The organism is Streptomyces tricolor (genome assembly GCF_002155905.1).
Classification (GTDB): Bacteria; Actinomycetota; Actinomycetes; order Streptomycetales; family Streptomycetaceae; genus Streptomyces; species Streptomyces tricolor.
In genome coordinates this window covers 12,714-34,428 of record NZ_MUMF01000083.1, presented here as the reverse complement: position 1 = coordinate 34,428, position 21,715 = coordinate 12,714, and the positions used below count along the sequence as shown (strand labels likewise).

The following is a 21,715-nucleotide window of genomic DNA, read 5'->3' as shown; positions in this document are numbered from 1 at the left end:
GGGGCTTGGCGGGGGTTCCTCTCACCCTTGTTTTCTTCCTTGGGAAAGGCCGCCCGTGGCACCGGAGCACGGCCCGCCGGGGTCCGGTGCGGGAACGGTCACCTCGGCCCAGACGGTCTTGCGCGGGTGCCGTCCCTCGGCGACGCCCCAGCGGTCGGCGAGGGCCGCTACGAGCACGAGTCCGCGACCTGATTCGCCGTCCTCGGCCGGGCAGGTGAGCCGGGGGAGACGGTCACCGCGCGTGTCGGTGACCTCGATGCGGAGCGTCTCGCCGACGACGTAGAGCAGCAACTGGAAGTCGCGGCCGGGGACGCGGCCGTGCGTGGCGGCGTTGGCGGCCAGCTCGGCGACGATCTGCGTCGCCTTCTCCCACGGCAGTCCCCACGTCCGGAGCTGCTGCTCCGTGAGCAGGCGGGCGAGGCGGGCGCCGCGTGGTGTGGGGGACAGCCGCACGCTGAAGTTGCTGATGGGAGAACCGAGTTGATTTTCAGGGGCAGCCATTTCTTGATTCACGTCACTGAGCGTGGCGGAACCTGCTTCCGTGGGTGAGTGACAATGCCTGCACGTACGGTGACTGTCCCGGCTTTGTCTCGGCTGTCCCGGCTGTCTCAGGCGTTGTACCGGGTACGACTGCGCGCCGGAGGAGGAGCCATGAGCGAGGGTGTGGACGAGGCGGGTTGGGACGTCGAGCCGGGCGACGAGATGGAGCCGGTGGTGCAGGCGGTGGGGCGCCTGCTCAAGGTCTGCCGGGAGGCGGCCGGGGTGTCGGTACCCGAGTTCGGTGAGGCCATGGGGTACGGCGAGGACATGATCCGCAAGATCGAGCGCGGGGCGCGGATCCCCCGGCCCGAGTTCCTGGACAGGGCGGACACGTTCCTGAAGGCACAGGGGCATCTGCGGGCCTTCATGGAGGACATGAGGAAGGCCCGGTATCCGAAGAAGGTGCGGGAGCTGGCGGAGATGGAGGGGCGGGCGGTCGAGATGCTGGCCTACGGCAACCACAACATCCACGGCCTGCTTCAGACTCCCGAGTACGCACGCACGCTGTTCGAGATGACGCAGCCTGCACTCACCGAGGACGTCGTGGAGCGCGAGACCGCTGCGCGCATGGCTCGAAAGGCCGTTTTCGAACGCCAGCCCGCACCGACGCTCAGTTTCATCCAGGAGCAGGTGACCCTCGAACGCCCTTACGGTGGGAAGATGGTGTTGCGCCGACAGCTCGAACACTTGCTGGAGGTATCGAAGTTGCGGAACGTCATGCTCCAGGTCATGCCGACCGACCGCGAGGAGCACGCCGGAACACAGGGTGAGATCCGGGTGCTGAAATTCGCCGATGGGACATCGATCGGGCGCTCCGACGGTGCGTTTAACGGCCGCCCGGTCTCCAGCCCCAAGGACCTCCGGATCCTTGAACTGCGCTATGGCATGATCCGGGCGCAGGCTCTCACTCCGAGGGAGTCGCAGGCCTTCATTGAGCAAGCGCTGGAGAGACTATGAGCACCGCGGAACTCCACTGGTTCAAGAGCAGCTATAGCGACAGCGGCGAGCCCGGCTCCTGCCTCGAAGTCGCCCCCACCCCCACCACCATCCACATCCGCGACTCCAAGAACACCGAAGGCCCCCGCCTCGCCGTCACCCCCGCCACCTGGACCGCCTTCGTCACGTACGCCGCCGACCGCTGACGGCCTGGGCCGGCGGCACGGTCCGTCGGTGGCTGGATACCGCCCAAGATCCTCAGTCCAACTGCCTCACGGCACCCGGCTGTTGTTAGCGTGATGCGGTCACAACAGGTCAGCACACGGGGGTGGGATCGTGGCAGGAAGTGCGCCGGGCGAGCAGACGGGCCTCGCCTCCTCGCCCGCGGAGAAGCGCGCCGCGGCGAGCGCGATCCACGACCACATCGGGCCCGACACCACGAAGGCGGGGCAGGCGGCGGACGAGCAGACGAACGCCGTGGTGAAGGCGTTCAACGCGAAGGACGGGCACGGCTGGCTCACCTCCGCCGCGGTGAGCAAGGCCCATGAGACCTGGGGCGAGCAGGTGCAGAGCCTGCACCGCCGGCTGATGCGCGAGATGTCGGCGTTGCGCGGTACCAACACGGTCCTGACGGGAACGGACGTCGGTGTCGCGTCCGGCGTGCGGGCCTCGTCCCCGCTCGACGCCCTCTGAGCCCGGCACCGTACCGCCGGATCACGCCACTGCCGCCACTGCTGCACTCAACGGGGAACCATGCCGACGTACCACGAGATCCTCACCACCGATCTCTCCACGCTCACCGCGGCCGCCGAGCACTGGGACGACGTGGCCGAGGATCTTCACAAGCAGGAAACCGCCTACCGCCGTGACGTGCACGGGATCTCGATGGGGCCCTCGTGGCAGGGGCTGTACACCACCGTCGCCGACGAGCACTTCGCCGTCACGCTGAAGGAGTTCCAGAAGGCCCAGACCGAGGCGAAGGCGATCGCCGCGCTCTTCCGGGACGCGCACACCCAGTTCGTGGACCTGCGCAAGAAGCTGGAGTCGGCCCGGCAGGACGCCGTCGCCGCGAAGATGAAGGTGTCCGACCAGGGCGTGGTCTCGTACGACACCGGAAAGCTCACCGACGGTGACCGCCAGGCGCTGGCCCACGACCCCGACTACCAGGAGAGCGTCCGCAAGGCCGTCGCCTCGTGGCAGGCGCGCATCGACCAGTGCGTGAAGGACGTGGAGGACGCCGACAAGGGTGTCGAGATCGCCTTCCAGGCCGTCGTGACCGACTCCGACATCGGCGACGGCACGATCGGCGGGTTCAACGGCAGGGCGCAGGGCGACATCGAGAAGTACGAGGCGCATGAGGCCGAGGACATAGCCAGGCGCGTCAACGCCGGCGAGGCGAGTCAGCGCGACTACCGCGAACTGCAACGGCTTCTCGGCGGCAACTCCGGCGACAAGGCGTTCAGCCAGACCCTGCTGGACGGCCTCGGCGCCCGGGGCACGCTGCAACTCTCCAACAGCCTCGACAGCCTCGCCCACTACGACGACAAGCAGCACGGCAGCCGGTACCTGGACATCCAGAAGGGTCTCGCCACCACGCTGGCCACGGCGACGAAGGACCCGCACTCGGACTTCTACCAGGGCTTCCGCGCGGACCTGCGCAAGGCCGGCACCGAGCAGTTCAAGGTCGACGGGCTCAGCTCCGTCCCGGACGAGAAGGTCCGTGGCTACCAGAGCCTCGTCACGCTGATGCAGCACGGCCACGGCTACGACGGACAGTTCCTGAAGGACACCGCGGACGACATCCGGCACGCCGAGGAGTCGTACACCCCCAGGGGAGGCAATCCGACCGAGTCACTCTGGGGCCTGCGGGACAGGTTCAGCGGCGAGGACCGGGGCTGGTTCGCCAACGACCCGCTCGACGGCGTACTCGGCATCATGTCCCACGATCCCGAGGTCAGCACCGAGTACCTGGACCCGGCCCGCAACGACAACCTCCGGTACCTGCTCCACGGGCGGAACTGGGACACCGTCGTCGACCACTACGCGACCCCGCCCGGCGGCACCACGGTCGGCATCCCCGTCCTGGCGGAGGACGGCGATGTCCGCAAGGGCTTCGGCGCGGCCCTGGAGGCCGCCACCACCGGTGAGGCGCCGGGCGGCTACCACGCGGCAGGCCCGCACACCGAGCCGCAGGCCCGCATCCTCCAGCACACCATCAACACCCTGTACACCGACAAGCACGCCCAGGAGCTGCCGAAGGGCCTGGTCACGCCGATGGCCCACATCCTCACCTCGTACACGCCCGACACGCACGAGACCTACGCGGAGTCCTCCTCGAAGTACGACATCGACTGGGACAGCGAGGGCTCCGTCTGGAGCGACAAGGACGGCGCGCACCTGGCCGTGGGCCACCAGCGTCTGGCCGCCGTCATGCGGGGCGTCGCCAACGACCCGGAGGCGTTCGGGCACCTCTACGGGGCCGAGCAGCAGTACACGCACCACGTCCTGGAGACCATCCCCGCGGACGCCGGCGACAAGACGATCCGCGACCGGATCGTGGAGTCCTCCCGGGCCATGGGCGCCTACGACGGCATCCGGTCGGACATCATCTACGACGAGCGGTTCGAGAAGACGCAGTGGGCCGCCGACTTCAACCACGGGATCGGCACGGCCCTCGGCACCGCGCTGCTCTTCAACCCGGTCAAGGACCTCAGCCCCGTCGGAGACCTCACCAACAAGGCCATCGACGTGTGGGCGTACGAGTCGAACAAGGAGCACACGGCCGAGGCCAACCTCGCCGCCACCGAGCAGAACGCCAAGACCTACGACGCCGGTCAGCACGACGTCGAGAAGCTGGTGCGGGCCTGGGCGGACAGCCGCGGCCACGGCATCGACAGCGACTGGACGAAGTACTACGTCCACGCGGGCCAGAACGACTACGAACACGGCCGTGACCGCACGCTGAGCACGCTCCGCGCCGACCGCTGACACGGCCCGGAACGGTCACCCGAAGAGAATGAGCGCGATGCAGAAGAAGTCCGGTCTCCGAGGCGTCCACGCGGGCTGGTACGCGGGGGTGGCCGTGCTGGTCGTGGGGCTCGTGGCGGCGGTCCTGTACGGCTCCGGGGCGTACGACTCCTGGCGCGACGGCCGCTCGCTGGACGAGGCCTGCGACGGCACGCTGGCCCAGGGCGGGCTGGCCTCGGCGCTGGGCTCCTCGGACCTGAGGGCCGAGCAGGGCGACGGCGGCGCCCTGGCCGAGTGCACCGTCAAGACCTCCCCCGGAACGGGACGCGCCGTGCAGATCACCCTGCGCTGGAGCACCACGGCAGCCCCCGCGGGCACCCTGGCCCGGTACGACTCGGGCTACGACGGAGTGAGGGCGCAGGCGGCGCCGCTCGGGAACGGCTGGCCCGGCGTCGTCCGCCACGACGGCACCTGGCAGATCATGGTCGCGCTCGACTGCCTGAACCAGAAGGACAAGGCGCTGGTCGCCTACGGTGACCTCTACGGCGCCGCCGACGGGACCGCGCTCACCGGCCTCGGCCGGGTGACCACCGAGACCGCACGCGCGGCAGCCGGCAAGTACGGCTGCCGGGCGCGGGCCGGCAAGCCGCTCACCCAGGTGTCCACGGCCCGCCTCGGCACCCCCGGCACGGCGAAGCCGGCGGGACGGGCGCAGGGCTCCTGCGTCGCGCTGCGTGACACGTCGGTGACGCGGAGCGGCACGCCCGAGATCATGGAGTACCCGGCGGACCCGGACGCCCCGCAGACCACCTGCTACCTGGTGACCGGCGCGAAGAAACCCGGCTACGGGCTGTACGCGTACTACGGCGCCGCCGCCAAGGACTTCGAGTCGACCGGGTACGGCGGCCCCGACCACGACTCCGTCCTGGCCACCGCGCCCTGCCCCCGCTCCACCCACGAGGCCGTCTTCGCGCTCTACCGTCTCCACGACCGGGACACCGACAGCTACCCGGTCCCGCACTACTCCGCCTCCTTCGCCCGACTGGCACTGAAGGCCTTCGCCGAACACGAGGCGGAACAGCGCGGCTGCGGCGCGGTACGGATCATGTCCCGGCCGTGACCGCCGACCCCGTGACCGCCGCCCCCGGTTTGACCTACGTCACTCCCGGGGTAATCTCTTCGGCTCGATTGGCGGAGCCCCTGCCCCATATGGCAGACTGTCGGAGTTGCTCGGTCGAGTGTTGATGCTGCGCGCCTCCCGCCGGGAGGACCGGAAGCGAGTCCCACAGTACTCGTCGTCCTAACTGCCACCACGGCAGCACTGGGACGGACGTACGGGAATCTTCCGGGAAGCGTGGGCGCGGCACCGGCCAGGCACCCGGTGGGCCCGAGGTCCCCGGTCCGCGGTTCCGGAAGGGCCGTGTGCATTCCCGCAGGGATGTTCGAACAAGGGACATCTATGTCAGCGGGAGCGCGACACGCCCGACCGCGTGGGTCGGAGAACGAGGGCGGCGAAAGCCGGGTTCCAGAGCGTTAGAGAGACAGGACTACTGAGTAGCCATGGCGGGACAGAAGATCCGCATCCGGCTCAAGGCCTACGACCACGAGGTCATCGACTCCTCGGCGAAGAAGATCGTCGAGACGGTGACCCGCACTGGTGCGTCGGTCGCGGGCCCGGTGCCGCTGCCCACTGAGAAGAACGTGTACTGCGTCATCAAGTCGCCGCACAAGTACAAGGACTCGCGCGAGCACTTCGAGATGCGCACGCACAAGCGCCTGATCGACATCCTCGACCCGACCCCCAAGACCGTTGACTCTCTGATGCGACTCGACCTGCCGGCCGGTGTCGACATCGAGATCAAGCTCTGAGGCTGGTGGGCTGAGAATGGCTAAGCAGATCAAGGGCATCCTGGGCGAGAAGCTCGGCATGACGCAGGTGTGGGACGAGAACAACCGTGTTGTTCCGGTCACCGTCGTCAAGGCCGGCCCCAACGTCGTCACCCAGGTCCGTACGAACGACGTCGACGGCTACGAGTCGGTCCAGATCGCCTTCGGCGAGATCGACCCGCGCAAGGTGAACAAGCCCCTCAAGGGCCACTTCGCCAAGGCCGACGTCACCCCGCGCCGTCACCTCGTCGAGATCCGCACCGCGGACGCCTCCGAGTACACGCTCGGCCAGGAGATCACCGCCGCCGTGTTCGAGGCCGGTGTCAAGGTCGACGTGACCGGCAAGAGCAAGGGCAAGGGCTTCGCCGGTGTCATGAAGCGCCACAACTTCCGTGGCCTCGGCGCCGGGCACGGCACCCAGCGCAAGCACCGCTCGCCCGGTTCCATCGGTGGCTGCGCCACCCCGGGCCGCGTGTTCAAGGGCCTCCGCATGGCGGGTCGCATGGGCAACGAGCGGGTCACCACCCAGAACCTGACCGTCCACGCCGTTGACGCGGAGAAGGGTCTGCTGCTCATCAAGGGCGCGGTTCCCGGTCCGAACGGCGGCCTCGTCCTGGTCCGCACCGCGGCCAAGGGGGCCTGAGGTAACCGATGAGCACTGTTGACATCCTTTCGCCGGCGGGCGAGAAGGCCGGTTCCGTCGAGCTCCCCGCGGAGATCTTCGACGCCAAGGTCAGCGTTCCGCTGATCCACCAGGTCGTCGTCGCGCAGCTGGCCGCTGCCCGTCAGGGCACGCACAAGACCAAGACCCGCGGTGAAGTCCGTGGTGGCGGCAAGAAGCCGTACCGCCAGAAGGGCACCGGTCGCGCCCGTCAGGGTTCGACCCGCGCGCCGCAGTTCGCCGGTGGTGGCGTCGTGCACGGTCCCGTGCCGCGCGACTACTCGCAGCGGACCCCGAAGAAGATGAAGGCCGCCGCCCTGCGCGGTGCCCTCACGGACCGGGCGCGTCACAACCGCATCCACGTCGTCTCCGGCGTGGTCGAGGGTGCGATCTCCACGAAGGCCGCCAAGAGCCTGTTCGGCAAGATCTCGGAGCGCAAGAACCTGCTCCTGGTCGCCGAGCGCTCGGACGAGGCCGCGTGGCTGTCCGCCCGCAACCTGCCCCAGGTCCACATCCTGGAGCCGGGCCAGCTGAACACGTACGACGTTCTCGTCTCGGACGACGTGGTCTTCACCCAGGCCGCTTTCGAGTCCTTCGTGTCTGGCCCCAAGGCCGCTGACACCGAAGGGAGCGAGGCCTGATGGCTATCCGTCACCCCGCCATTGCCTCGAAGGCCGCCAAGGCCGCCAAGGCCGCGCGCGTCGCCAAGGCGCGTCGCCACGCCGCCGAGGGCAAGAACACCGTCGAGACCCCGCTGAGCAAGTCGTACACGGACCCCCGTGACGTCCTGCTGAAGCCGGTCGTCTCCGAGAAGAGCTACGCGCTGCTCGACGAGAACAAGTACACGTTCGTCGTCGACCCGCGTGCCAACAAGACCCAGATCAAGGAGGCCGTCCAGGCGGTCTTCGACGTCAAGGTCACCGGGGTCAACACGATCAACCGCCAGGGCAAGCGCAAGCGGACCCGCACCGGCTTCGGCCAGCGCGCGGCGACCAAGCGCGCGATCGTGACCCTCGCCGAGGGCGACCGTATCGACATCTTCGGCGGTCCGACCGCGTAAGCGGGTCGGATCGTCCGATATCGGACGAGGACTGAGAAATGGGAATCCGCAAGTACAAGCCGACTACGCCGGGCCGTCGTGGCGCCAGCGTTGCCGACTTCGTCGAGGTCACGCGGTCCACGCCGGAGAAGTCGCTGGTCCGTCCCCTGCACAGCAAGGGCGGCCGTAACAACGCCGGTCGTGTGACCGTTCGCCACCAGGGTGGCGGACACAAGCGCGCCTACCGCGTGATCGACTTCCGTCGGCACGACAAGGACGGCGTGCCGGCGAAGGTCGCGCACATCGAGTACGACCCCAACCGCACCGCGCGCATCGCGCTGCTGCACTACGCGGACGGCGAGAAGCGCTACATCCTCGCCCCGCGCAACCTGCAGCAGGGCGACACCGTGGAGAACGGTCCCGGGGCCGACATCAAGCCGGGCAACAACCTGGCCCTCCGCAACATCCCGGTCGGTACCACGATCCACGCGATCGAGCTCCGTCCCGGTGGCGGTGCCAAGTTCGCCCGCTCCGCCGGTGCCTCCGTGCAGCTGCTCGCGAAGGAGGGCGCCTACGCCCACCTGCGCATGCCGTCCGGCGAGATCCGCCTGGTCGACGTCCGCTGCCGCGCCACCGTCGGCGAGGTCGGCAACGCCGAGCAGAGCAACATCAACTGGGGCAAGGCCGGCCGTAAGCGGTGGCTGGGCGTCCGCCCGACCGTCCGTGGTGTCGTGATGAACCCGGTTGACCACCCGCACGGTGGTGGTGAGGGCCGGACCTCCGGTGGTCGCCACCCTGTGTCCCCGTGGGGCAAGAAGGAAGGCCGTACTCGTTCGCCCAAGAAGGCGTCGAACAAGTACATCGTCCGCCGCCGCAAGACGAACAAGAAGCGCTAAGGACGGGTTGAGATGCCTCGTAGCTTGAAGAAGGGGCCCTTCGTCGACGACCACCTGATGAAGAAGGTGGACGCCCAGAACGATGCCGGCACCAAGAACGTCATCAAGACCTGGTCCCGTCGCTCGATGATCGTCCCGGCCATGCTCGGCCACACGATCGCGGTGCACAACGGCAAGACCCACATCCCGGTGTTCGTCACCGAGTCGATGGTCGGCCACAAGCTCGGCGAGTTCTCGCCGACCCGCACCTTCCGGGGCCACGTCAAGGAAGACCGGAAGTCGAAGCGCCGCTAGTAGCGGATCGCATTCAGACACGTAAGTAACTGAAGGGACAACCATGGAAGCCAGGGCCCAGGCGCGGTACATCCGCGTCACGCCCATGAAGGCCCGCCGCGTGGTGGACCTCATCCGTGGCATGGACGCCACGGAGGCCCAGGCCGTCCTGCGATTCGCTCCGCAGGCCGCCTCCGTGCCGGTCGGCAAGGTGCTCGACAGCGCCATCGCCAACGCCGCGCACAACTACGACCACACCGATGTCGACAGCCTCTACATCTCCGAGGCCTACGTCGACGAGGGCCCGACCCTGAAGCGGTTCCGTCCGCGCGCCCAGGGCCGTGCCTACCGGATCCGCAAGCGGACCAGCCACATCACCGTGGTCGTCAGCAGCAAGGAAGGAACCCGGTAATGGGCCAGAAGGTAAACCCGCACGGGTTCCGGCTCGGTGTCACGACCGACTTCAAGTCGCGTTGGTACGCCGACAAGCTGTACAAGGACTACGTCAAGGAAGACGTCGCCATCCGTCGGATGATGACGTCCGGCATGGAGCGCGCCGGCATCTCCAAGGTGGAGATCGAGCGCACCCGTGACCGCGTCCGCGTGGACATCCACACCGCTCGCCCGGGCATCGTCATCGGCCGCCGCGGCGCCGAGGCCGACCGCATCCGCGGTGACCTGGAGAAGCTGACCGGCAAGCAGGTCCAGCTGAACATCCTCGAGGTCAAGAACCCGGAGACGGACGCTCAGCTGGTGGCCCAGGCCGTCGCCGAGCAGCTGTCCTCCCGCGTCTCCTTCCGTCGGGCCATGCGCAAGAGCATGCAGTCCGCCATGAAGGCCGGCGCCAAGGGCATCAAGATCCAGTGCGGTGGCCGCCTCGGCGGCGCCGAGATGTCCCGCTCGGAGTTCTACCGCGAGGGCCGCGTGCCCCTGCACACGCTCCGCGCGAACGTGGACTACGGCTTCTTCGAGGCCAAGACGACCTTCGGCCGCATCGGTGTGAAGGTCTGGATCTACAAGGGCGACGTCAAGAACATCGCCGAGGTCCGCGCCGAGAACGCTGCCGCCCGTGCGGGTAACCGCCCGGCCCGCGGTGGCGCCGACCGCCCGGCCCGTGGTGGCCGCGGTGGCGAGCGGCGCGGTCGCAAGCCGCAGCAGGCTGCTGGTGCCGAGGCCCCCAAGGCCGAGGCTCCCGCCGCCGCTCCGGCTGAGAGCACCGGAACGGAGGCCTGACCGTCATGCTGATCCCCCGTAGGGTCAAGCACCGCAAGCAGCACCACCCGAAGCGCAACGGTATGTCCAAGGGTGGAACGCAGGTTGCGTTCGGCGAGTACGGCATCCAGGCGCTGACCCCGGCCTACGTGACGAACCGCCAGATCGAGGCGGCTCGTATCGCGATGACCCGCCACATCAAGCGTGGCGGCAAGGTCTGGATCAACATCTACCCGGACCGTCCCCTCACCAAGAAGCCGGCCGAGACCCGCATGGGTTCCGGTAAGGGTTCTCCGGAGTGGTGGATCGCCAACGTCAAGCCCGGACGTGTGATGTTCGAGCTGTCGTACCCCAACGAGAAGATCGCCCGTGAGGCGCTGACGCGTGCGGCCCACAAGCTGCCGATGAAGTGCCGGATCGTCAAGCGCGAGGCAGGTGAAGCGTGATGTCGGCCGGTACCAAGGCGTCCGAGCTGCGCGAGCTGGGCAACGAGGAGCTTCTGGCGAAGCTCCGCGAGGCCAAGGAAGAGCTGTTCAACCTCCGCTTCCAGGCGGCGACCGGTCAGCTCGAGAACCACGGCCGTCTGAAGGCGGTCCGCAAGGACATCGCCCGGATCTACACCCTCATGCGCGAGCGTGAGCTCGGCATCGAGACGGTGGAGAACGCCTGATGAGCGAGAGCAACGTGACTGAGAACAAGGAAGCCCGCGGTTTCCGCAAGACCCGTGAGGGTCTGGTCGTCAGCGACAAGATGGACAAGACCGTCGTCGTCGCCGTCGAGGACCGCGTCAAGCACGCGCTGTACGGCAAGGTCATCCGCCGTACCAACAAGCTCAAGGCGCACGACGAGCAGAACGCCGCGGGCGTCGGCGACCGCGTCCTCCTCATGGAGACCCGGCCGCTGTCCGCGACGAAGCGCTGGCGCGTCGTCGAGATCCTCGAGAAGGCCAAGTAATTCCTGCGGGGCAAACCCCGCAGGTCAGTTCCGCCAGGCTCCGGGGGCCGCTGAGAGGCGGCCCCCGGGGAACCGGCAGACGATCAGGAGATAGACGTGATCCAGCAGGAGTCGCGACTGCGTGTCGCCGACAACACTGGTGCGAAGGAGATCCTTTGCATCCGTGTGCTCGGTGGCTCCGGTCGCCGCTACGCGGGCATCGGTGACGTCATCGTCGCCACCGTCAAGGACGCGATCCCCGGTGGCAACGTGAAGAAGGGTGACGTCGTCAAGGCGGTCATCGTTCGCACCGTCAAGGAGCGCCGCCGTCCGGACGGCTCGTACATCCGCTTCGACGAGAACGCCGCCGTCATTCTGAAGAACGACGGCGACCCTCGCGGCACCCGTATCTTCGGCCCGGTCGGCCGTGAGCTGCGCGAGAAGAAGTTCATGAAGATCATCTCGCTCGCGCCGGAGGTGCTGTAAGCATGAAGATCAAGAAGGGCGACCTGGTCCAGGTCATCACCGGCAAGGACAAGGGCAAGCAGGGCAAGGTCATTGCCGCTTACCCGCGCGAGGAGCGTGTCCTGGTCGAGGGTGTCAACCGGGTCAAGAAGCACACCAAGGCCGGTCCGACCGCTCGCGGTTCCCAGGCCGGCGGCATCGTGACCACCGAGGCCCCGATCCACGTGTCCAACGTTCAGCTGGTCGTGGAGAAGGACGGTCAGAAGGTCGTCACGCGTGTCGGCTACCGCTTCGACGAAGAGGGCAACAAGATCCGCGTTGCCAAGCGGACGGGTGAGGACATCTGATGGCTACCACCACCACTCCGCGTCTGAAGCAGAAGTACCGCGAGGAGATCGCGGGCAAGCTGCGTGACGAGTTCAAGTACGAGAACGTCATGCAGGTTCCCGGCCTCGTCAAGATCGTGGTCAACATGGGTGTCGGCGACGCCGCCCGTGACTCGAAGCTGATCGAGGGCGCGATCCGCGACCTGACCACCATCACCGGTCAGAAGCCGGCCGTCACCAAGGCCCGCAAGTCCATCGCGCAGTTCAAGCTGCGTGAGGGCCAGCCGATCGGTGCCCACGTCACGCTCCGTGGCGACCGCATGTGGGAGTTCCTGGACCGCACCCTGTCGCTCGCGCTGCCGCGCATCCGCGACTTCCGCGGCCTGTCCCCCAAGCAGTTCGACGGCCGTGGCAACTACACCTTCGGTCTCACGGAGCAGGTCATGTTCCACGAGATCGACCAGGACAAGATCGACCGTGTCCGGGGTATGGACATCACCGTGGTGACCACGGCGACCAACGACGAAGAGGGCCGTGCCCTTCTCCGTCACCTCGGCTTCCCGTTCAAGGAGGCGTGAGCGAGATGGCGAAGAAGGCTCTCATCGCGAAGGCTGCTCGCAAGCCCAAGTTCGGTGTGCGTGGCTACACCCGCTGCCAGCGCTGCGGTCGTCCGCACTCCGTGTACCGCAAGTTCGGCCTGTGCCGCGTGTGCCTTCGTGAGATGGCTCACCGTGGCGAGCTGCCGGGCGTGACCAAGAGCTCCTGGTAATCCCACCTTTTAGGGATTCCTGGACCTCTCGGTAAGCAACCGGGACGGCAGGGGCGCCTCCCCTCATGGCTTAGGCTAGGAGGGTTGGGCCTCTGCCGCCCTGAACGACTTACTACGCCGTAGGTCCCCGCGCCGCACCCGTCCCGTCTGCAGAAGTACGGGGAGAGGGATGGCGCATATAGGAAACCCCGGCGAGAAAGGCCACAGGCCAATTCATGACCATGACTGATCCGATCGCAGACATGCTGACGCGTCTGCGGAACGCGAACTCGGCGTACCACGACTCGGTGTCGATGCCGCACTCCAAGATCAAGTCGCACATCGCGGAGATCCTCCAGCAGGAGGGCTTCATCACGGGCTGGAAGGTCGAGGACGCCGAGGTCGGCAAGAACCTCGTCCTGGAGCTGAAGTTCGGCCCCAACCGTGAGCGCTCCATCGCGGGCATCAAGCGGATCTCCAAGCCCGGTCTCCGGGTGTACGCGAAGTCCACCAACCTGCCGAAGGTGCTCGGCGGCCTGGGCGTGGCGATCATCTCCACGTCGCACGGGCTCCTCACCGACAAGCAGGCCGGCAAGAAGGGCGTGGGTGGGGAAGTCCTCGCCTACGTCTGGTAGCAGAAGGGAACGGAGGAAACAGCTATGTCGCGCATCGGCAAGCTCCCCATCGCGGTTCCCGCCGGCGTGGACGTCACCATCGACGGCCGTACGGTTTCGGTCAAGGGCCCCAAGGGCTCGCTGACCCACACCGTTGCCGCGCCGATCGACATCGCTAAGGGCGAGGACGGCACCCTTCAGGTGACCCGCCCGAACGACGAGCGTCAGAGCAAGGCCCTGCACGGCCTCTCCCGCACGCTGGTGGCGAACATGATCACCGGCGTGACCCAGGGTTACGTGAAGAAGCTCGAGATCAGCGGTGTCGGTTACCGAGTGACCGCCAAGGGTTCGAACCTGGAGTTCGCTCTCGGTTACAGCCACCCGATCCTCGTCGAGGCCCCCGAGGGCATCACCTTCAAGGTGGAGTCCCCGACCCGTTTCTCGGTCGAGGGCATCGACAAGCAGAAGGTCGGCGAGGTTGCGGCCAACATCCGCAAGCTGCGCAAGCCCGACCCGTACAAGGCCAAGGGCGTCAAGTACGAGGGCGAAGTCATCCGCCGCAAGGTCGGAAAGGCGGGTAAGTAAGCCATGGCATACGGGCAGAAGATCCTCAAGGGCGACGCCTACAAGCGCGCCGCGATCAAGCGCCGTCACATCCGGATCCGCAAGCGGATCTCCGGTACGGCGGAGCGCCCCCGTCTGGTCGTGACCCGCTCCAACCGCCACATCGTGGCGCAGGTGATCGACGACCTGAAGGGCCACACCCTGGCGTCGGCGTCCACCCTGGACGCGTCGATCCGTGGCGGCGAGGCGGACAAGTCCGCGCAGGCCAAGCAGGTCGGCGCCCTGGTCGCCGAGCGTGCCAAGGCCGCCGGTGTCGAGGCCGTCGTGTTCGACCGTGGTGGCAACCAGTACGCCGGGCGCATCGCCGCCCTGGCGGACGCCGCCCGCGAAGCCGGGCTCAAGTTCTGAGCCGCTTGTAGCTAGCGGAAAGAGAGAGGTAATCCAATGGCTGGACCCCAGCGCCGCGGAAGCGGTGCCGGTGGCGGCGAGCGGCGGGACCGGAAGGGCCGTGACGGCGGCGCTGCTGCCGCCGAGAAGACCGCGTACGTTGAGCGCGTCGTCGCGATCAACCGCGTCGCCAAGGTTGTGAAGGGTGGTCGTCGCTTCAGCTTCACCGCGCTGGTCGTGGTGGGCGACGGTGACGGCACCGTGGGTGTCGGTTACGGCAAGGCCAAGGAGGTGCCGGCCGCCATCGCCAAGGGTGTTGAGGAGGCCAAGAAGCACTTCTTCAAGGTCCCCCGGATCCAGGGCACCATCCCTCACCCCATCCAGGGTGAGAAGGCCGCCGGTGTCGTTCTCCTCAAGCCGGCTTCGCCGGGTACCGGTGTGATCGCCGGTGGTCCCGTGCGTGCCGTCCTGGAGTGCGCCGGTATCCACGACGTGCTGTCGAAGTCGCTCGGCTCCGACAACGCGATCAACATCGTGCACGCGACCGTGGAGGCCCTCAAGGGCCTGCAGCGTCCCGAGGAGATCGCGGCCCGCCGCGGTCTGCCGCTCGAGGACGTCGCCCCCGCGGCTCTTCTCCGTGCGCGTGCCGGGGCGGGTGCGTAATCATGGCGCAGCTCAAGATCACGCAGGTCAAGTCCTACATCGGCAGCAAGCAGAACCACCGTGACACCCTTCGGTCGCTTGGTCTCAAGGGGATCAACACCGTGGTCGTCAAGGAGGACCGCCCCGAGTTCCGCGGCATGGTGCACACCGTCCGCCACCTCGTGACGGTCGAGGAGGTCGACTGATCATGGCGGAGAACAACCCGCTCAAGATCCACAACCTCCGTCCGGCCCCCGGCGCCAAGACCGCCAAGACCCGTGTCGGTCGTGGTGAGGCGTCGAAGGGTAAGACGGCCGGTCGTGGTACCAAGGGCACCAAGGCCCGCTACCAGGTTCCGGAGCGCTTCGAGGGTGGCCAGATGCCGCTGCACATGCGCCTCCCGAAGCTGAAGGGCTTCAAGAACCCGTTCAAGACCGAGTACCAGGTCGTGAACCTCGACAAGCTGGCCGCGCTGTACCCCGAGGGTGGCGAGGTCACCGTCGAGTCGCTCGTGGCCAAGGGCGCCGTTCGCAAGAACAGCCTCGTCAAGGTCCTCGGCCAGGGCGAGATCTCCGTGGCGCTGCAGGTGACGGTCGACGCCGTCTCCGGCTCCGCCAAGGAGAAGATCACCGCCGCCGGCGGCACGGTCACCGAGCTCGTCTGATTCCCTCAGGCGACGCGTCGATGACGTAAACGATCCCGACCGGGGATACCTCACAATGAGGTATCCCCGGTTGGTCGTTCCTAGGGGGGCAGTGTCGCCGGTAAGGTGGCCTGCACTGTTCTTTTTCGTATTCGTCGAACCTCAGACCGTCACCCTTGACGCAGTTGCGCGGGGGTCGCAGGAGGCACCGTGCTCACCGCGTTCGCCCGGGCGTTCAAGACGCCCGACCTGCGCAAGAAGCTGCTCTTCACGCTGGGCATCATCGTGGTCTACCGGGTCGGTACCCACGTACCGATCCCCGGCGTGAACTACAAGGCAGTCCAGACCTGTGTGAACGAGGCGGGGGCCAACCAGGGCCTGTTCGGTCTCGTGAACATGTTCAGCGGTGGTGCGCTGCTGCAGATCACGGTCTTCGCGCTCGGCATCATGCCCTACATCACGGCCAGCATCATCCTTCAGCTGCTGACCGTGGTCATCCCGCGCCTGGAAGCCCTGAAGAAGGAGGGCCAGGCCGGCACGGCGAAGATCACGCAGTACACCCGCTACCTCACCGTGGCGCTCGCCATTCTGCAGGGCACCGGCCTGGTCGCCACCGCCCGCAGCGGCGCCCTCTTCAACGGCTGCTCGGTCGCCACGAGCATCGTCCCGGACCAGGCGATCTTCACCACGATCACCATGGTCATCTGCATGACCGCGGGCACGGCCGTCGTGATGTGGCTCGGTGAGCTGATCACCGACCGCGGCATCGGCAACGGCATGTCGATCCTGATGTTCATCTCGATCGCCGCGACCTTCCCGACCGCGCTGTGGGCCATCAAGAAGCAGGGCACGCTGGCCGGCGGCTGGATCGAGTTCGGCACCGTCATCGCGGTGGGCCTGGTCATGGTCGGGCTCGTCGTCTTCGTCGAGCAGGCCCAGCGCCGCATCCCGGTGCAGTACGCCAAGCGCATGATCGGGCGCCGCTCCTACGGCGGTACGTCCACGTACATCCCGCTCAAGGTGAACCAGGCGGGTGTGATCCCCGTCATCTTCGCCTCTTCGCTGCTCTACATCCCCGCGCTGATCGCGCAGTTCTCGGGGGGCAAGTCGGGCTGGAAGACCTGGATCGAGCAGAACCTCACCAAGGGCGACCACCCGATTTACATCACTTCGTACTTCTTGCTCATCGTTTTCTTCGCGTTCTTCTACGTCGCTATCTCCTTCAACCCCGAGGAAGTAGCCGACAACATGAAGAAGTATGGTGGCTTCATCCCGGGCATCCGGGCTGGCCGACCGACCGCTGAGTACCTGAGCTACGTGCTCAACCGGATCACCTGGCCGGGTTCGCTGTATCTGGGTCTGATCGCTCTCGTACCGACAATGGCGTTGGTGGGCTTTGGGGCAAGCCAGGACTTCCCCTTCGGCGGGACCAGCATCCTGATCATCGTGGGTGTCGGCCTCGAGACGGTGAAGCAGATCGAGAGCCAGCTCCAGCAGCGCAATTACGAAGGGTTCCTCCGCTGATGCGTATCGTCCTCGTCGGGCCGCCGGGTGCCGGTAAGGGAACGCAAGCCGTCCGGCTCGCAGAGAAGCTGGCCATCCCGCACATCTCCACGGGCGACCTGTTCCGGGCCAACATCAGCCAGCAGACCGAGCTGGGCAAGCTCGCGAAGTCCTACATGGACGCCGGCAACCTCGTCCCGGACGAGGTGACCATCGCGATGGCCAAGGACCGCATGGAGCAGCCCGACGCGGAGAACGGCTTCCTGCTGGACGGCTTCCCGCGCAACGTCTCGCAGGCGGAGGCGCTGGACCAGCTGCTGCGGACCGAGGGCATCACGCTGGACGCCGTGCTGGACCTGGAGGTCCCCGAGGAGGAGGTCGTCAAGCGGATCGCCGGCCGGCGCATCTGCCGCAACGACTCCTCCCACGTCTTCCACGTGACGTACAGCGCGCCGAAGCAGGAGGGCGTCTGCGACGTCTGCGGCGGCGAGCTGTACCAGCGCGACGACGACTCCGAGGAGACCGTCCGCAAGCGGCTGGAGGTCTACCACACCCAGACCGAGCCGATCATCGACTACTACAAGGCGCAGGGCCTGGTCGTGACGATCTCGTCCCTGGGCCCGGTGGACGAGATCACGCAGCGGGCCCTGGAGGCCCTCAAGCGCGAGAAGGCCGGGAAGTAGATCCGGAGCCTTCCGGCCGCGGTGCCCTCCCGGGCGCCGCGGCCGTACTGTTGTACAGGTACCCCAGTCGACGTGAGTGACGGAGAGCGCAGGCCCCCATGGTGCAGATCAAGACCCCCGAGCAGATCGCGAAGATGCGGGCGGCGGGCCTGGTCGTAGCCGCCATCCACGCGGCCACGCGCGAGGCCGCGGTGCCGGGTGCCACCACCAAGGACCTGGACGAGGTGGCCCGCAAGGTCCTCGCCGAGCACGGCGCGAAGTCGAACTTCCTGGGCTACGGCGGCTTCCCGGCCACCATCTGCACCTCCGTGAACGACGTCGTCGTCCACGGCATCCCCTCCGACGACGTCGTCCTCAAGGACGGCGACATCATCTCCATCGACTGCGGCGCGATCGTCGACGGCTGGCACGGCGACGCGGCCTACACGGCCTTCGTCGGCTCGGGGCACGCCCCGGAGCTGGTCGAGCTGTCCCGGGTCACCGAGGAGTCGATGTGGGCCGGCATCGCGGCCATGAAGCTGGGCAACCGCCTGGTCGACATCTCCCGGGCGATCGAGACGTACATCCGCCGCCAGCCCAAGCCGGGCGGCGGCCGGTACGGGATCATCGAGGACTACGGCGGCCACGGCATCGGCACCGAGATGCACATGGACCCGCACCTGCTGAACTACGTCGACCGCCGCCGCGGCAAGGGCCCCAAGCTGGTCCCCGGCTTCTGCCTGGCCATCGAGCCGATGGTGTCCCTGGGCACCCCGAAGACCGAGGTCCTCTCCGACGACTGGACGGTCATCACCACCGACGGCACCTGGTCCTCCCACTGGGAACACTCGGTGGCCCTGACCCCGGAGGGCCCCCTGGTCCTCACGGCCCCCGACGGCGGCAAGGCGAAGCTCGCCGAGTACGGCATCACCGCCGCGCCGGACCCGCTCGCCTGACGACGGGGCCGGCCGACGGCCGCCGGTCGGCCGCGCCCGGCCCCCTCGCTTAGGGATCACCGCCGTGGGGCAGACTTCCTCGATTCGCCTTTCCGGGTGCGCCGACGTAGACTGACTCGTCGGCTCTTGTGCACCCGCATGCCTGCATGCTCACGATCGGTGCACGGCAGAGTCGATCAAGGTAGTCGATTCGAAGGGCGAAGCGTGGCCAAGAAGCAAGGTGCCATCGAGATCGAGGGCACTGTCGTCGAGTCTCTGCCGAACGCCATGTTCAAGGTCGAGCTCCAGAACGGCCACCAGGTCCTGGCACACATCAGCGGCAAGATGCGTATGCACTACATCCGCATCCTCCCTGACGACCGGGTCGTGGTGGAGCTGTCTCCGTACGACCTGACGCGTGGCCGGATCGTCTACCGGTACAAGTAGATCTTGCCCGCGCCCCGGGCCCGCCCGGTGCGATGGCACTGACCCGGAGAACCTCACCCCATGAAGGTCAAGCCGAGCGTCAAGAAGATCTGCGACAAGTGCAGGGTGATCCGCCGTCACGGCCGGGTCATGGTCATCTGCGAGAACCCGCGCCACAAGCAGCGCCAGGGCTGACGCACGACCATCACCCTCTGCACCTCTATCGCAGAGTTTCGCGCGACGCGAGCTGAATATGTTCATACGCAGAGCCCGAGCCATCCAGCTCGACACCCCCGGTTCGGAGGCCGGGGACCCGGTTCGTACCTGGTACGGCGGCCGGGAGCCGGTTCTGTGGAAGACCTCCGAAGATTCACCAGGAGCCATTGAATGGCACGCGTTTCCGGTGTCGACATCCCGCGCGACAAGCGCGTGGAGATCGCGCTCACCTACGTGTTCGGCATCGGCCGGACCCTCTCGAAGGAGACGCTGGCTGCGACCGGCGTCGACCCGAACACCCGCGTTCGTGACCTGACCGAAGAGCAGCTGGTCGCGATCCGCGAGTACGTCGACAACAACATCAAGACCGAGGGTGACCTCCGTCGCGAGATCCAGGCCGACATCCGCCGCAAGGTCGAGATCGGCACCTACCAGGGTCTCCGTCACCGTCGCGGTCTGCCCGTCCGCGGTCAGCGCACCAGCACCAACGCTCGCACCCGCAAGGGCCCGCGTCGCGCCATCGCCGGCAAGAAGAAGCCGGGCAAGAAGTAGTCCGCAGCGGACACCTGTCCACGGTCTTCGCTGTAGGACCGACCACCTCCCGTAGGAGTTAGTAGATGCCCCCCAAGGGACGTCAGGGCGCTGCCAAGAAGGTGCGCCGCAAGGAAAAGAAGAACGTCGCTCACGGCCACGCGCACATCAAGAGCACGTTCAACAACACGATCGTCTCGATCACGGACCCGTCCGGCAACGTGATCTCCTGGGCCTCCGCCGGCCACGTCGGCTTCAAGGGCTCCCGGAAGTCCACGCCGTTCGCCGCGCAGATGGCCGCCGAGTCGGCTGCCCGTCGCGCCCAGGAGCACGGCATGCGCAAGGTCGACGTGTTCGTCAAGGGCCCGGGCTCCGGTCGTGAGACCGCGATCCGCTCCCTGCAGGCCACGGGCCTTGAGGTCGGCTCCATCCAGGACGTCACCCCGACCCCGCACAACGGCTGCCGTCCGCCGAAGCGTCGTCGCGTCTGACGCACGCCTTCGACTGGCTGGGTTTCCGGGCGGTACGGCTCTTTCGGGTCGTGCCGCCCGTACCCTTGCAGTACCCGCACTTCTCACGGGTGCGGTTTCCGTCGGACGTCAAATAGCGGGCGTCCACGAAAGAAGGATCTGATCCACACATGCTGATCGCTCAGCGTCCCTCGTTGACCGAAGAGGTCGTCGACGAGTTCCGCTCCCGGTTCGTGATCGAGCCGCTGGAGCCGGGCTTCGGCTACACCCTCGGCAACTCCCTCCGCCGTACCCTCCTGTCCTCGATCCCCGGTGCCGCCGTCACGAGCATCCGGATCGACGGCGTCCTGCACGAGTTCACCACCGTGCCGGGCGTCAAGGAGGACGTCACCGACCTGATCCTCAACATCAAGCAGTTGGTCGTCTCCTCGGAGCACGACGAGCCGGTCGTGATGTACCTGCGCAAGCAGGGCCCGGGTCTGGTCACCGCCGCCGACATCGCGCCGCCGGCCGGTGTCGAGGTGCACAACCCCGACCTCGTCCTCGCCACGCTCAACGGCAAGGGCAAGCTGGAGATGGAGCTGACCGTCGAGCGCGGTCGCGGCTACGTCTCCGCCGTGCAGAACAAGCAGGTGGGTCAGGAGATCGGCCGTATCCCGGTCGACTCGATCTACTCGCCGGTGCTCAAGGTCACGTACAAGGTCGAGGCCACGCGTGTCGAGCAGCGCACCGACTTCGACAAGCTGATCGTCGACGTCGAGACCAAGCAGGCGATGCGTCCGCGTGACGCCATGGCCTCCGCCGGTAAGACGCTGGTCGAGCTGTTCGGTCTCGCCCGCGAGCTGAACATCGACGCCGAGGGCATCGACATGGGTCCGTCCCCGACGGACGCCGCGCTCGCCGCCGACCTCGCGCTGCCGATCGAGGAGCTGGAGCTGACGGTCCGCTCCTACAACTGCCTCAAGCGTGAGGGCATCCACTCCGTGGGTGAGCTGGTCGCGCGCTCCGAGGCCGACCTGCTGGACATCCGCAACTTCGGTGCGAAGTCCATCGACGAGGTCAAGGCGAAGCTGGCCGGCATGGGCCTGGCCCTCAAGGACAGCCCGCCCGGATTCGACCCCACGGCCGCTGCCGACGCCTTCGGCGCCGACGACGACGCGGACGCCGGGTTCGTCGAGACCGAGCAGTACTGAGAGCTCGGGCCGGACGGTCCGTACTCGGGTGCGGGTGCGCTGTGCC

Annotated in this window: 35 protein-coding genes; 34 read left to right on the top strand and 1 reads right to left on the bottom strand. The window is 67.4% G+C overall.

All coding sequences use genetic code 11. The features are described from left to right. Window positions 1–21: 21 nt before the first annotated feature. Entirely contained in the window at window positions 22–501 is a 480-nt protein-coding gene (locus CCN44_RS07165) for an ATP-binding protein (RefSeq protein WP_237481079.1), read from the bottom strand. A 150-nt stretch (window positions 502–651) separates the two neighbouring features. On the opposite strand from CCN44_RS07165, the gene CCN44_RS07160 reads away from it, so the two are divergent. The 34 genes from CCN44_RS07160 to CCN44_RS06990 all read left to right on the top strand — a co-directional run bounded on the left by CCN44_RS07160 (window position 652) and on the right by CCN44_RS06990 (window position 21,669). Continuing rightward, window positions 652–1,497 (top strand): helix-turn-helix domain-containing protein, encoded by an 846-nt coding sequence (locus CCN44_RS07160; RefSeq protein ID WP_086697150.1) that lies wholly within the window; start codon window positions 652–654, stop codon window positions 1,495–1,497. Continuing rightward, window positions 1,494–1,682, top strand: coding sequence for a DUF397 domain-containing protein (locus tag CCN44_RS07155; RefSeq protein ID WP_086697149.1), 189 nt, complete (start codon window positions 1,494–1,496; stop codon window positions 1,680–1,682). Before CCN44_RS07160 ends, CCN44_RS07155 begins: the two co-directional genes overlap by 4 nt. Window positions 1,683–1,812: 130 nt before the next feature. Further along, window positions 1,813–2,169 carry a hypothetical protein gene (locus CCN44_RS07150; RefSeq protein ID WP_308406209.1) on the top strand — a complete coding sequence of 119 codons (357 nt, stop codon included), beginning with the start codon at window positions 1,813–1,815 and terminating at the stop codon, window positions 2,167–2,169. Between the two features lie 60 nt (window positions 2,170–2,229). Next, window positions 2,230–4,464: a hypothetical protein gene (locus CCN44_RS07145; protein WP_086697147.1), complete on the top strand. Its 2,235-nt coding sequence runs from the start codon at window positions 2,230–2,232 to the stop codon at window positions 4,462–4,464. 37 nt (window positions 4,465–4,501) lie between these two features. Then, window positions 4,502–5,563 carry a hypothetical protein gene (locus CCN44_RS07140; protein WP_086697146.1) on the top strand — a complete coding sequence of 354 codons (1,062 nt, stop codon included), beginning with the start codon at window positions 4,502–4,504 and terminating at the stop codon, window positions 5,561–5,563. Window positions 5,564–6,003: 440 nt separating this feature from the next. Further along, window positions 6,004–6,312, top strand: coding sequence for a 30S ribosomal protein S10 (rpsJ, locus tag CCN44_RS07135; protein ID WP_003948644.1), 309 nt, complete (start codon window positions 6,004–6,006; stop codon window positions 6,310–6,312). Between the two features lie 16 nt (window positions 6,313–6,328). Then, window positions 6,329–6,973 (top strand): 50S ribosomal protein L3, encoded by a 645-nt coding sequence (gene rplC, locus CCN44_RS07130; RefSeq protein WP_059252066.1) that lies wholly within the window; start codon window positions 6,329–6,331, stop codon window positions 6,971–6,973. Between the two features lie 8 nt (window positions 6,974–6,981). Then, the gene (gene rplD / locus CCN44_RS07125) at window positions 6,982–7,632 is read left to right on the top strand and encodes a 50S ribosomal protein L4 (RefSeq protein ID WP_059252068.1); all 651 of its coding nucleotides are present in this window, start codon (window positions 6,982–6,984) and stop codon (window positions 7,630–7,632) included. Continuing rightward, window positions 7,632–8,051, top strand: a complete 420-nt coding sequence (gene rplW, locus CCN44_RS07120) for a 50S ribosomal protein L23 (protein WP_014674371.1) — start codon at window positions 7,632–7,634, stop codon at window positions 8,049–8,051. The genes rplD and rplW overlap by 1 nt, the downstream gene beginning before the upstream one ends. Window positions 8,052–8,089: 38 nt before the next feature. Further along, entirely contained in the window at window positions 8,090–8,926 is an 837-nt protein-coding gene (gene rplB, locus CCN44_RS07115; protein ID WP_030601203.1) for a 50S ribosomal protein L2, read from the top strand. 12 nt (window positions 8,927–8,938) lie between these two features. Continuing rightward, a complete protein-coding gene (gene rpsS, locus CCN44_RS07110) occupies window positions 8,939–9,220 on the top strand; it encodes a 30S ribosomal protein S19 (protein ID WP_059252070.1) in 282 nt (93 codons plus the stop codon). Window positions 9,221–9,263: 43 nt separating this feature from the next. After that, window positions 9,264–9,611 (top strand): 50S ribosomal protein L22, encoded by a 348-nt coding sequence (gene rplV / locus CCN44_RS07105; RefSeq protein WP_028420772.1) that lies wholly within the window; start codon window positions 9,264–9,266, stop codon window positions 9,609–9,611. Continuing rightward, a complete protein-coding gene (gene rpsC, locus CCN44_RS07100; RefSeq protein ID WP_014674374.1) occupies window positions 9,611–10,432 on the top strand; it encodes a 30S ribosomal protein S3 in 822 nt (273 codons plus the stop codon). The genes rplV and rpsC overlap by 1 nt, the downstream gene beginning before the upstream one ends. A 5-nt stretch (window positions 10,433–10,437) precedes the next feature. After that, a complete protein-coding gene (gene rplP / locus CCN44_RS07095) occupies window positions 10,438–10,857 on the top strand; it encodes a 50S ribosomal protein L16 (protein WP_009190136.1) in 420 nt (139 codons plus the stop codon). After that, window positions 10,857–11,081 (top strand): 50S ribosomal protein L29, encoded by a 225-nt coding sequence (gene rpmC / locus CCN44_RS07090; RefSeq protein ID WP_007494763.1) that lies wholly within the window; start codon window positions 10,857–10,859, stop codon window positions 11,079–11,081. Before rplP ends, rpmC begins: the two co-directional genes overlap by 1 nt. Then, window positions 11,081–11,365, top strand: coding sequence for a 30S ribosomal protein S17 (rpsQ, locus tag CCN44_RS07085; protein WP_039656223.1), 285 nt, complete (start codon window positions 11,081–11,083; stop codon window positions 11,363–11,365). Before rpmC ends, rpsQ begins: the two co-directional genes overlap by 1 nt. A 96-nt stretch (window positions 11,366–11,461) precedes the next feature. Beyond that, entirely contained in the window at window positions 11,462–11,830 is a 369-nt protein-coding gene (rplN, locus tag CCN44_RS07080; RefSeq protein WP_003998823.1) for a 50S ribosomal protein L14, read from the top strand. 2 nt (window positions 11,831–11,832) lie between these two features. Further along, window positions 11,833–12,156, top strand: a complete 324-nt coding sequence (rplX, locus tag CCN44_RS07075; RefSeq protein WP_055706473.1) for a 50S ribosomal protein L24 — start codon at window positions 11,833–11,835, stop codon at window positions 12,154–12,156. Then, window positions 12,156–12,713 carry a 50S ribosomal protein L5 gene (gene rplE, locus CCN44_RS07070; protein WP_030345436.1) on the top strand — a complete coding sequence of 186 codons (558 nt, stop codon included), beginning with the start codon at window positions 12,156–12,158 and terminating at the stop codon, window positions 12,711–12,713. Before rplX ends, rplE begins: the two co-directional genes overlap by 1 nt. 5 nt (window positions 12,714–12,718) lie before the next feature. Next, a complete protein-coding gene (locus CCN44_RS07065; protein WP_003948630.1) occupies window positions 12,719–12,904 on the top strand; it encodes a type Z 30S ribosomal protein S14 in 186 nt (61 codons plus the stop codon). A 215-nt stretch (window positions 12,905–13,119) separates the two neighbouring features. Continuing rightward, complete coding sequence (gene rpsH, locus CCN44_RS07055; RefSeq protein WP_014674378.1) at window positions 13,120–13,518, top strand: 30S ribosomal protein S8; 399 nt, start codon at window positions 13,120–13,122, stop codon at window positions 13,516–13,518. A 24-nt stretch (window positions 13,519–13,542) separates the two neighbouring features. Then, the gene (gene rplF, locus CCN44_RS07050) at window positions 13,543–14,082 is read left to right on the top strand and encodes a 50S ribosomal protein L6 (protein WP_059252072.1); all 540 of its coding nucleotides are present in this window, start codon (window positions 13,543–13,545) and stop codon (window positions 14,080–14,082) included. 3 nt (window positions 14,083–14,085) lie between these two features. Next, window positions 14,086–14,469 carry a 50S ribosomal protein L18 gene (rplR, locus tag CCN44_RS07045; RefSeq protein WP_014674380.1) on the top strand — a complete coding sequence of 128 codons (384 nt, stop codon included), beginning with the start codon at window positions 14,086–14,088 and terminating at the stop codon, window positions 14,467–14,469. Window positions 14,470–14,505: 36 nt separating this feature from the next. Next, on the top strand, window positions 14,506–15,111 hold the full coding sequence (gene rpsE / locus CCN44_RS07040) for a 30S ribosomal protein S5 (RefSeq protein ID WP_019753099.1): 606 nt from the start codon (window positions 14,506–14,508) through the stop codon (window positions 15,109–15,111). A 2-nt stretch (window positions 15,112–15,113) separates the two neighbouring features. After that, window positions 15,114–15,296 (top strand): 50S ribosomal protein L30, encoded by a 183-nt coding sequence (gene rpmD / locus CCN44_RS07035; protein ID WP_003998814.1) that lies wholly within the window; start codon window positions 15,114–15,116, stop codon window positions 15,294–15,296. Between the two features lie 2 nt (window positions 15,297–15,298). Continuing rightward, on the top strand, window positions 15,299–15,754 hold the full coding sequence (gene rplO, locus CCN44_RS07030; RefSeq protein WP_030601181.1) for a 50S ribosomal protein L15: 456 nt from the start codon (window positions 15,299–15,301) through the stop codon (window positions 15,752–15,754). A 189-nt stretch (window positions 15,755–15,943) separates the two neighbouring features. Continuing rightward, entirely contained in the window at window positions 15,944–17,257 is a 1,314-nt protein-coding gene (gene secY, locus CCN44_RS07025; protein ID WP_059252074.1) for a preprotein translocase subunit SecY, read from the top strand. Continuing rightward, complete coding sequence (locus CCN44_RS07020; protein WP_059252076.1) at window positions 17,257–17,919, top strand: adenylate kinase; 663 nt, start codon at window positions 17,257–17,259, stop codon at window positions 17,917–17,919. Before secY ends, CCN44_RS07020 begins: the two co-directional genes overlap by 1 nt. A 98-nt stretch (window positions 17,920–18,017) precedes the next feature. Continuing rightward, a complete protein-coding gene (map, locus tag CCN44_RS07015; RefSeq protein ID WP_059252077.1) occupies window positions 18,018–18,854 on the top strand; it encodes a type I methionyl aminopeptidase in 837 nt (278 codons plus the stop codon). A gap of 204 nt (window positions 18,855–19,058) precedes the next feature. Beyond that, window positions 19,059–19,280, top strand: coding sequence for a translation initiation factor IF-1 (gene infA / locus CCN44_RS07010; RefSeq protein WP_003948620.1), 222 nt, complete (start codon window positions 19,059–19,061; stop codon window positions 19,278–19,280). A 60-nt stretch (window positions 19,281–19,340) separates the two neighbouring features. Beyond that, complete coding sequence (rpmJ, locus tag CCN44_RS07005; protein ID WP_003998809.1) at window positions 19,341–19,454, top strand: 50S ribosomal protein L36; 114 nt, start codon at window positions 19,341–19,343, stop codon at window positions 19,452–19,454. 192 nt (window positions 19,455–19,646) lie between these two features. Further along, window positions 19,647–20,027, top strand: coding sequence for a 30S ribosomal protein S13 (gene rpsM, locus CCN44_RS07000; RefSeq protein WP_030641206.1), 381 nt, complete (start codon window positions 19,647–19,649; stop codon window positions 20,025–20,027). Between the two features lie 65 nt (window positions 20,028–20,092). After that, window positions 20,093–20,497 (top strand): 30S ribosomal protein S11, encoded by a 405-nt coding sequence (rpsK, locus tag CCN44_RS06995; protein ID WP_003956432.1) that lies wholly within the window; start codon window positions 20,093–20,095, stop codon window positions 20,495–20,497. A 149-nt stretch (window positions 20,498–20,646) separates the two neighbouring features. After that, window positions 20,647–21,669 (top strand): DNA-directed RNA polymerase subunit alpha, encoded by a 1,023-nt coding sequence (locus tag CCN44_RS06990; protein WP_003966937.1) that lies wholly within the window; start codon window positions 20,647–20,649, stop codon window positions 21,667–21,669. The last annotated feature ends 46 nt before the right edge of the window (window positions 21,670–21,715 follow it).

Coding starts and splice junctions, on each gene's coding strand:
- CCN44_RS07165 (WP_237481079.1), bottom strand. CDS start 501: ATGGCTGCCCCTGAAAATCAACTCGGTTCTCCCATCAGCAACTTCAGC.
- CCN44_RS07160 (WP_086697150.1), top strand. CDS start 652: ATGAGCGAGGGTGTGGACGAGGCGGGTTGGGACGTCGAGCCGGGCGAC.
- CCN44_RS07155 (WP_086697149.1), top strand. CDS start 1,494: ATGAGCACCGCGGAACTCCACTGGTTCAAGAGCAGCTATAGCGACAGC.
- CCN44_RS07145 (WP_086697147.1), top strand. CDS start 2,230: ATGCCGACGTACCACGAGATCCTCACCACCGATCTCTCCACGCTCACC.
- CCN44_RS07140 (WP_086697146.1), top strand. CDS start 4,502: ATGCAGAAGAAGTCCGGTCTCCGAGGCGTCCACGCGGGCTGGTACGCG.
- rpsJ (WP_003948644.1), top strand. CDS start 6,004: ATGGCGGGACAGAAGATCCGCATCCGGCTCAAGGCCTACGACCACGAG.
- rplC (WP_059252066.1), top strand. CDS start 6,329: ATGGCTAAGCAGATCAAGGGCATCCTGGGCGAGAAGCTCGGCATGACG.
- rplD (WP_059252068.1), top strand. CDS start 6,982: ATGAGCACTGTTGACATCCTTTCGCCGGCGGGCGAGAAGGCCGGTTCC.
- rplW (WP_014674371.1), top strand. CDS start 7,632: ATGGCTATCCGTCACCCCGCCATTGCCTCGAAGGCCGCCAAGGCCGCC.
- rplB (WP_030601203.1), top strand. CDS start 8,090: ATGGGAATCCGCAAGTACAAGCCGACTACGCCGGGCCGTCGTGGCGCC.
- rpsS (WP_059252070.1), top strand. CDS start 8,939: ATGCCTCGTAGCTTGAAGAAGGGGCCCTTCGTCGACGACCACCTGATG.
- rplV (WP_028420772.1), top strand. CDS start 9,264: ATGGAAGCCAGGGCCCAGGCGCGGTACATCCGCGTCACGCCCATGAAG.
- rpsC (WP_014674374.1), top strand. CDS start 9,611: ATGGGCCAGAAGGTAAACCCGCACGGGTTCCGGCTCGGTGTCACGACC.
- rplP (WP_009190136.1), top strand. CDS start 10,438: ATGCTGATCCCCCGTAGGGTCAAGCACCGCAAGCAGCACCACCCGAAG.
- rpmC (WP_007494763.1), top strand. CDS start 10,857: ATGTCGGCCGGTACCAAGGCGTCCGAGCTGCGCGAGCTGGGCAACGAG.
- rpsQ (WP_039656223.1), top strand. CDS start 11,081: ATGAGCGAGAGCAACGTGACTGAGAACAAGGAAGCCCGCGGTTTCCGC.
- rplX (WP_055706473.1), top strand. CDS start 11,833: ATGAAGATCAAGAAGGGCGACCTGGTCCAGGTCATCACCGGCAAGGAC.
- rplE (WP_030345436.1), top strand. CDS start 12,156: ATGGCTACCACCACCACTCCGCGTCTGAAGCAGAAGTACCGCGAGGAG.
- CCN44_RS07065 (WP_003948630.1), top strand. CDS start 12,719: ATGGCGAAGAAGGCTCTCATCGCGAAGGCTGCTCGCAAGCCCAAGTTC.
- rpsH (WP_014674378.1), top strand. CDS start 13,120: ATGACCATGACTGATCCGATCGCAGACATGCTGACGCGTCTGCGGAAC.
- rplF (WP_059252072.1), top strand. CDS start 13,543: ATGTCGCGCATCGGCAAGCTCCCCATCGCGGTTCCCGCCGGCGTGGAC.
- rplR (WP_014674380.1), top strand. CDS start 14,086: ATGGCATACGGGCAGAAGATCCTCAAGGGCGACGCCTACAAGCGCGCC.
- rpsE (WP_019753099.1), top strand. CDS start 14,506: ATGGCTGGACCCCAGCGCCGCGGAAGCGGTGCCGGTGGCGGCGAGCGG.
- rpmD (WP_003998814.1), top strand. CDS start 15,114: ATGGCGCAGCTCAAGATCACGCAGGTCAAGTCCTACATCGGCAGCAAG.
- rplO (WP_030601181.1), top strand. CDS start 15,299: ATGGCGGAGAACAACCCGCTCAAGATCCACAACCTCCGTCCGGCCCCC.
- CCN44_RS07020 (WP_059252076.1), top strand. CDS start 17,257: ATGCGTATCGTCCTCGTCGGGCCGCCGGGTGCCGGTAAGGGAACGCAA.
- map (WP_059252077.1), top strand. CDS start 18,018: ATGGTGCAGATCAAGACCCCCGAGCAGATCGCGAAGATGCGGGCGGCG.
- rpmJ (WP_003998809.1), top strand. CDS start 19,341: ATGAAGGTCAAGCCGAGCGTCAAGAAGATCTGCGACAAGTGCAGGGTG.
- rpsM (WP_030641206.1), top strand. CDS start 19,647: ATGGCACGCGTTTCCGGTGTCGACATCCCGCGCGACAAGCGCGTGGAG.
- rpsK (WP_003956432.1), top strand. CDS start 20,093: ATGCCCCCCAAGGGACGTCAGGGCGCTGCCAAGAAGGTGCGCCGCAAG.
- CCN44_RS06990 (WP_003966937.1), top strand. CDS start 20,647: ATGCTGATCGCTCAGCGTCCCTCGTTGACCGAAGAGGTCGTCGACGAG.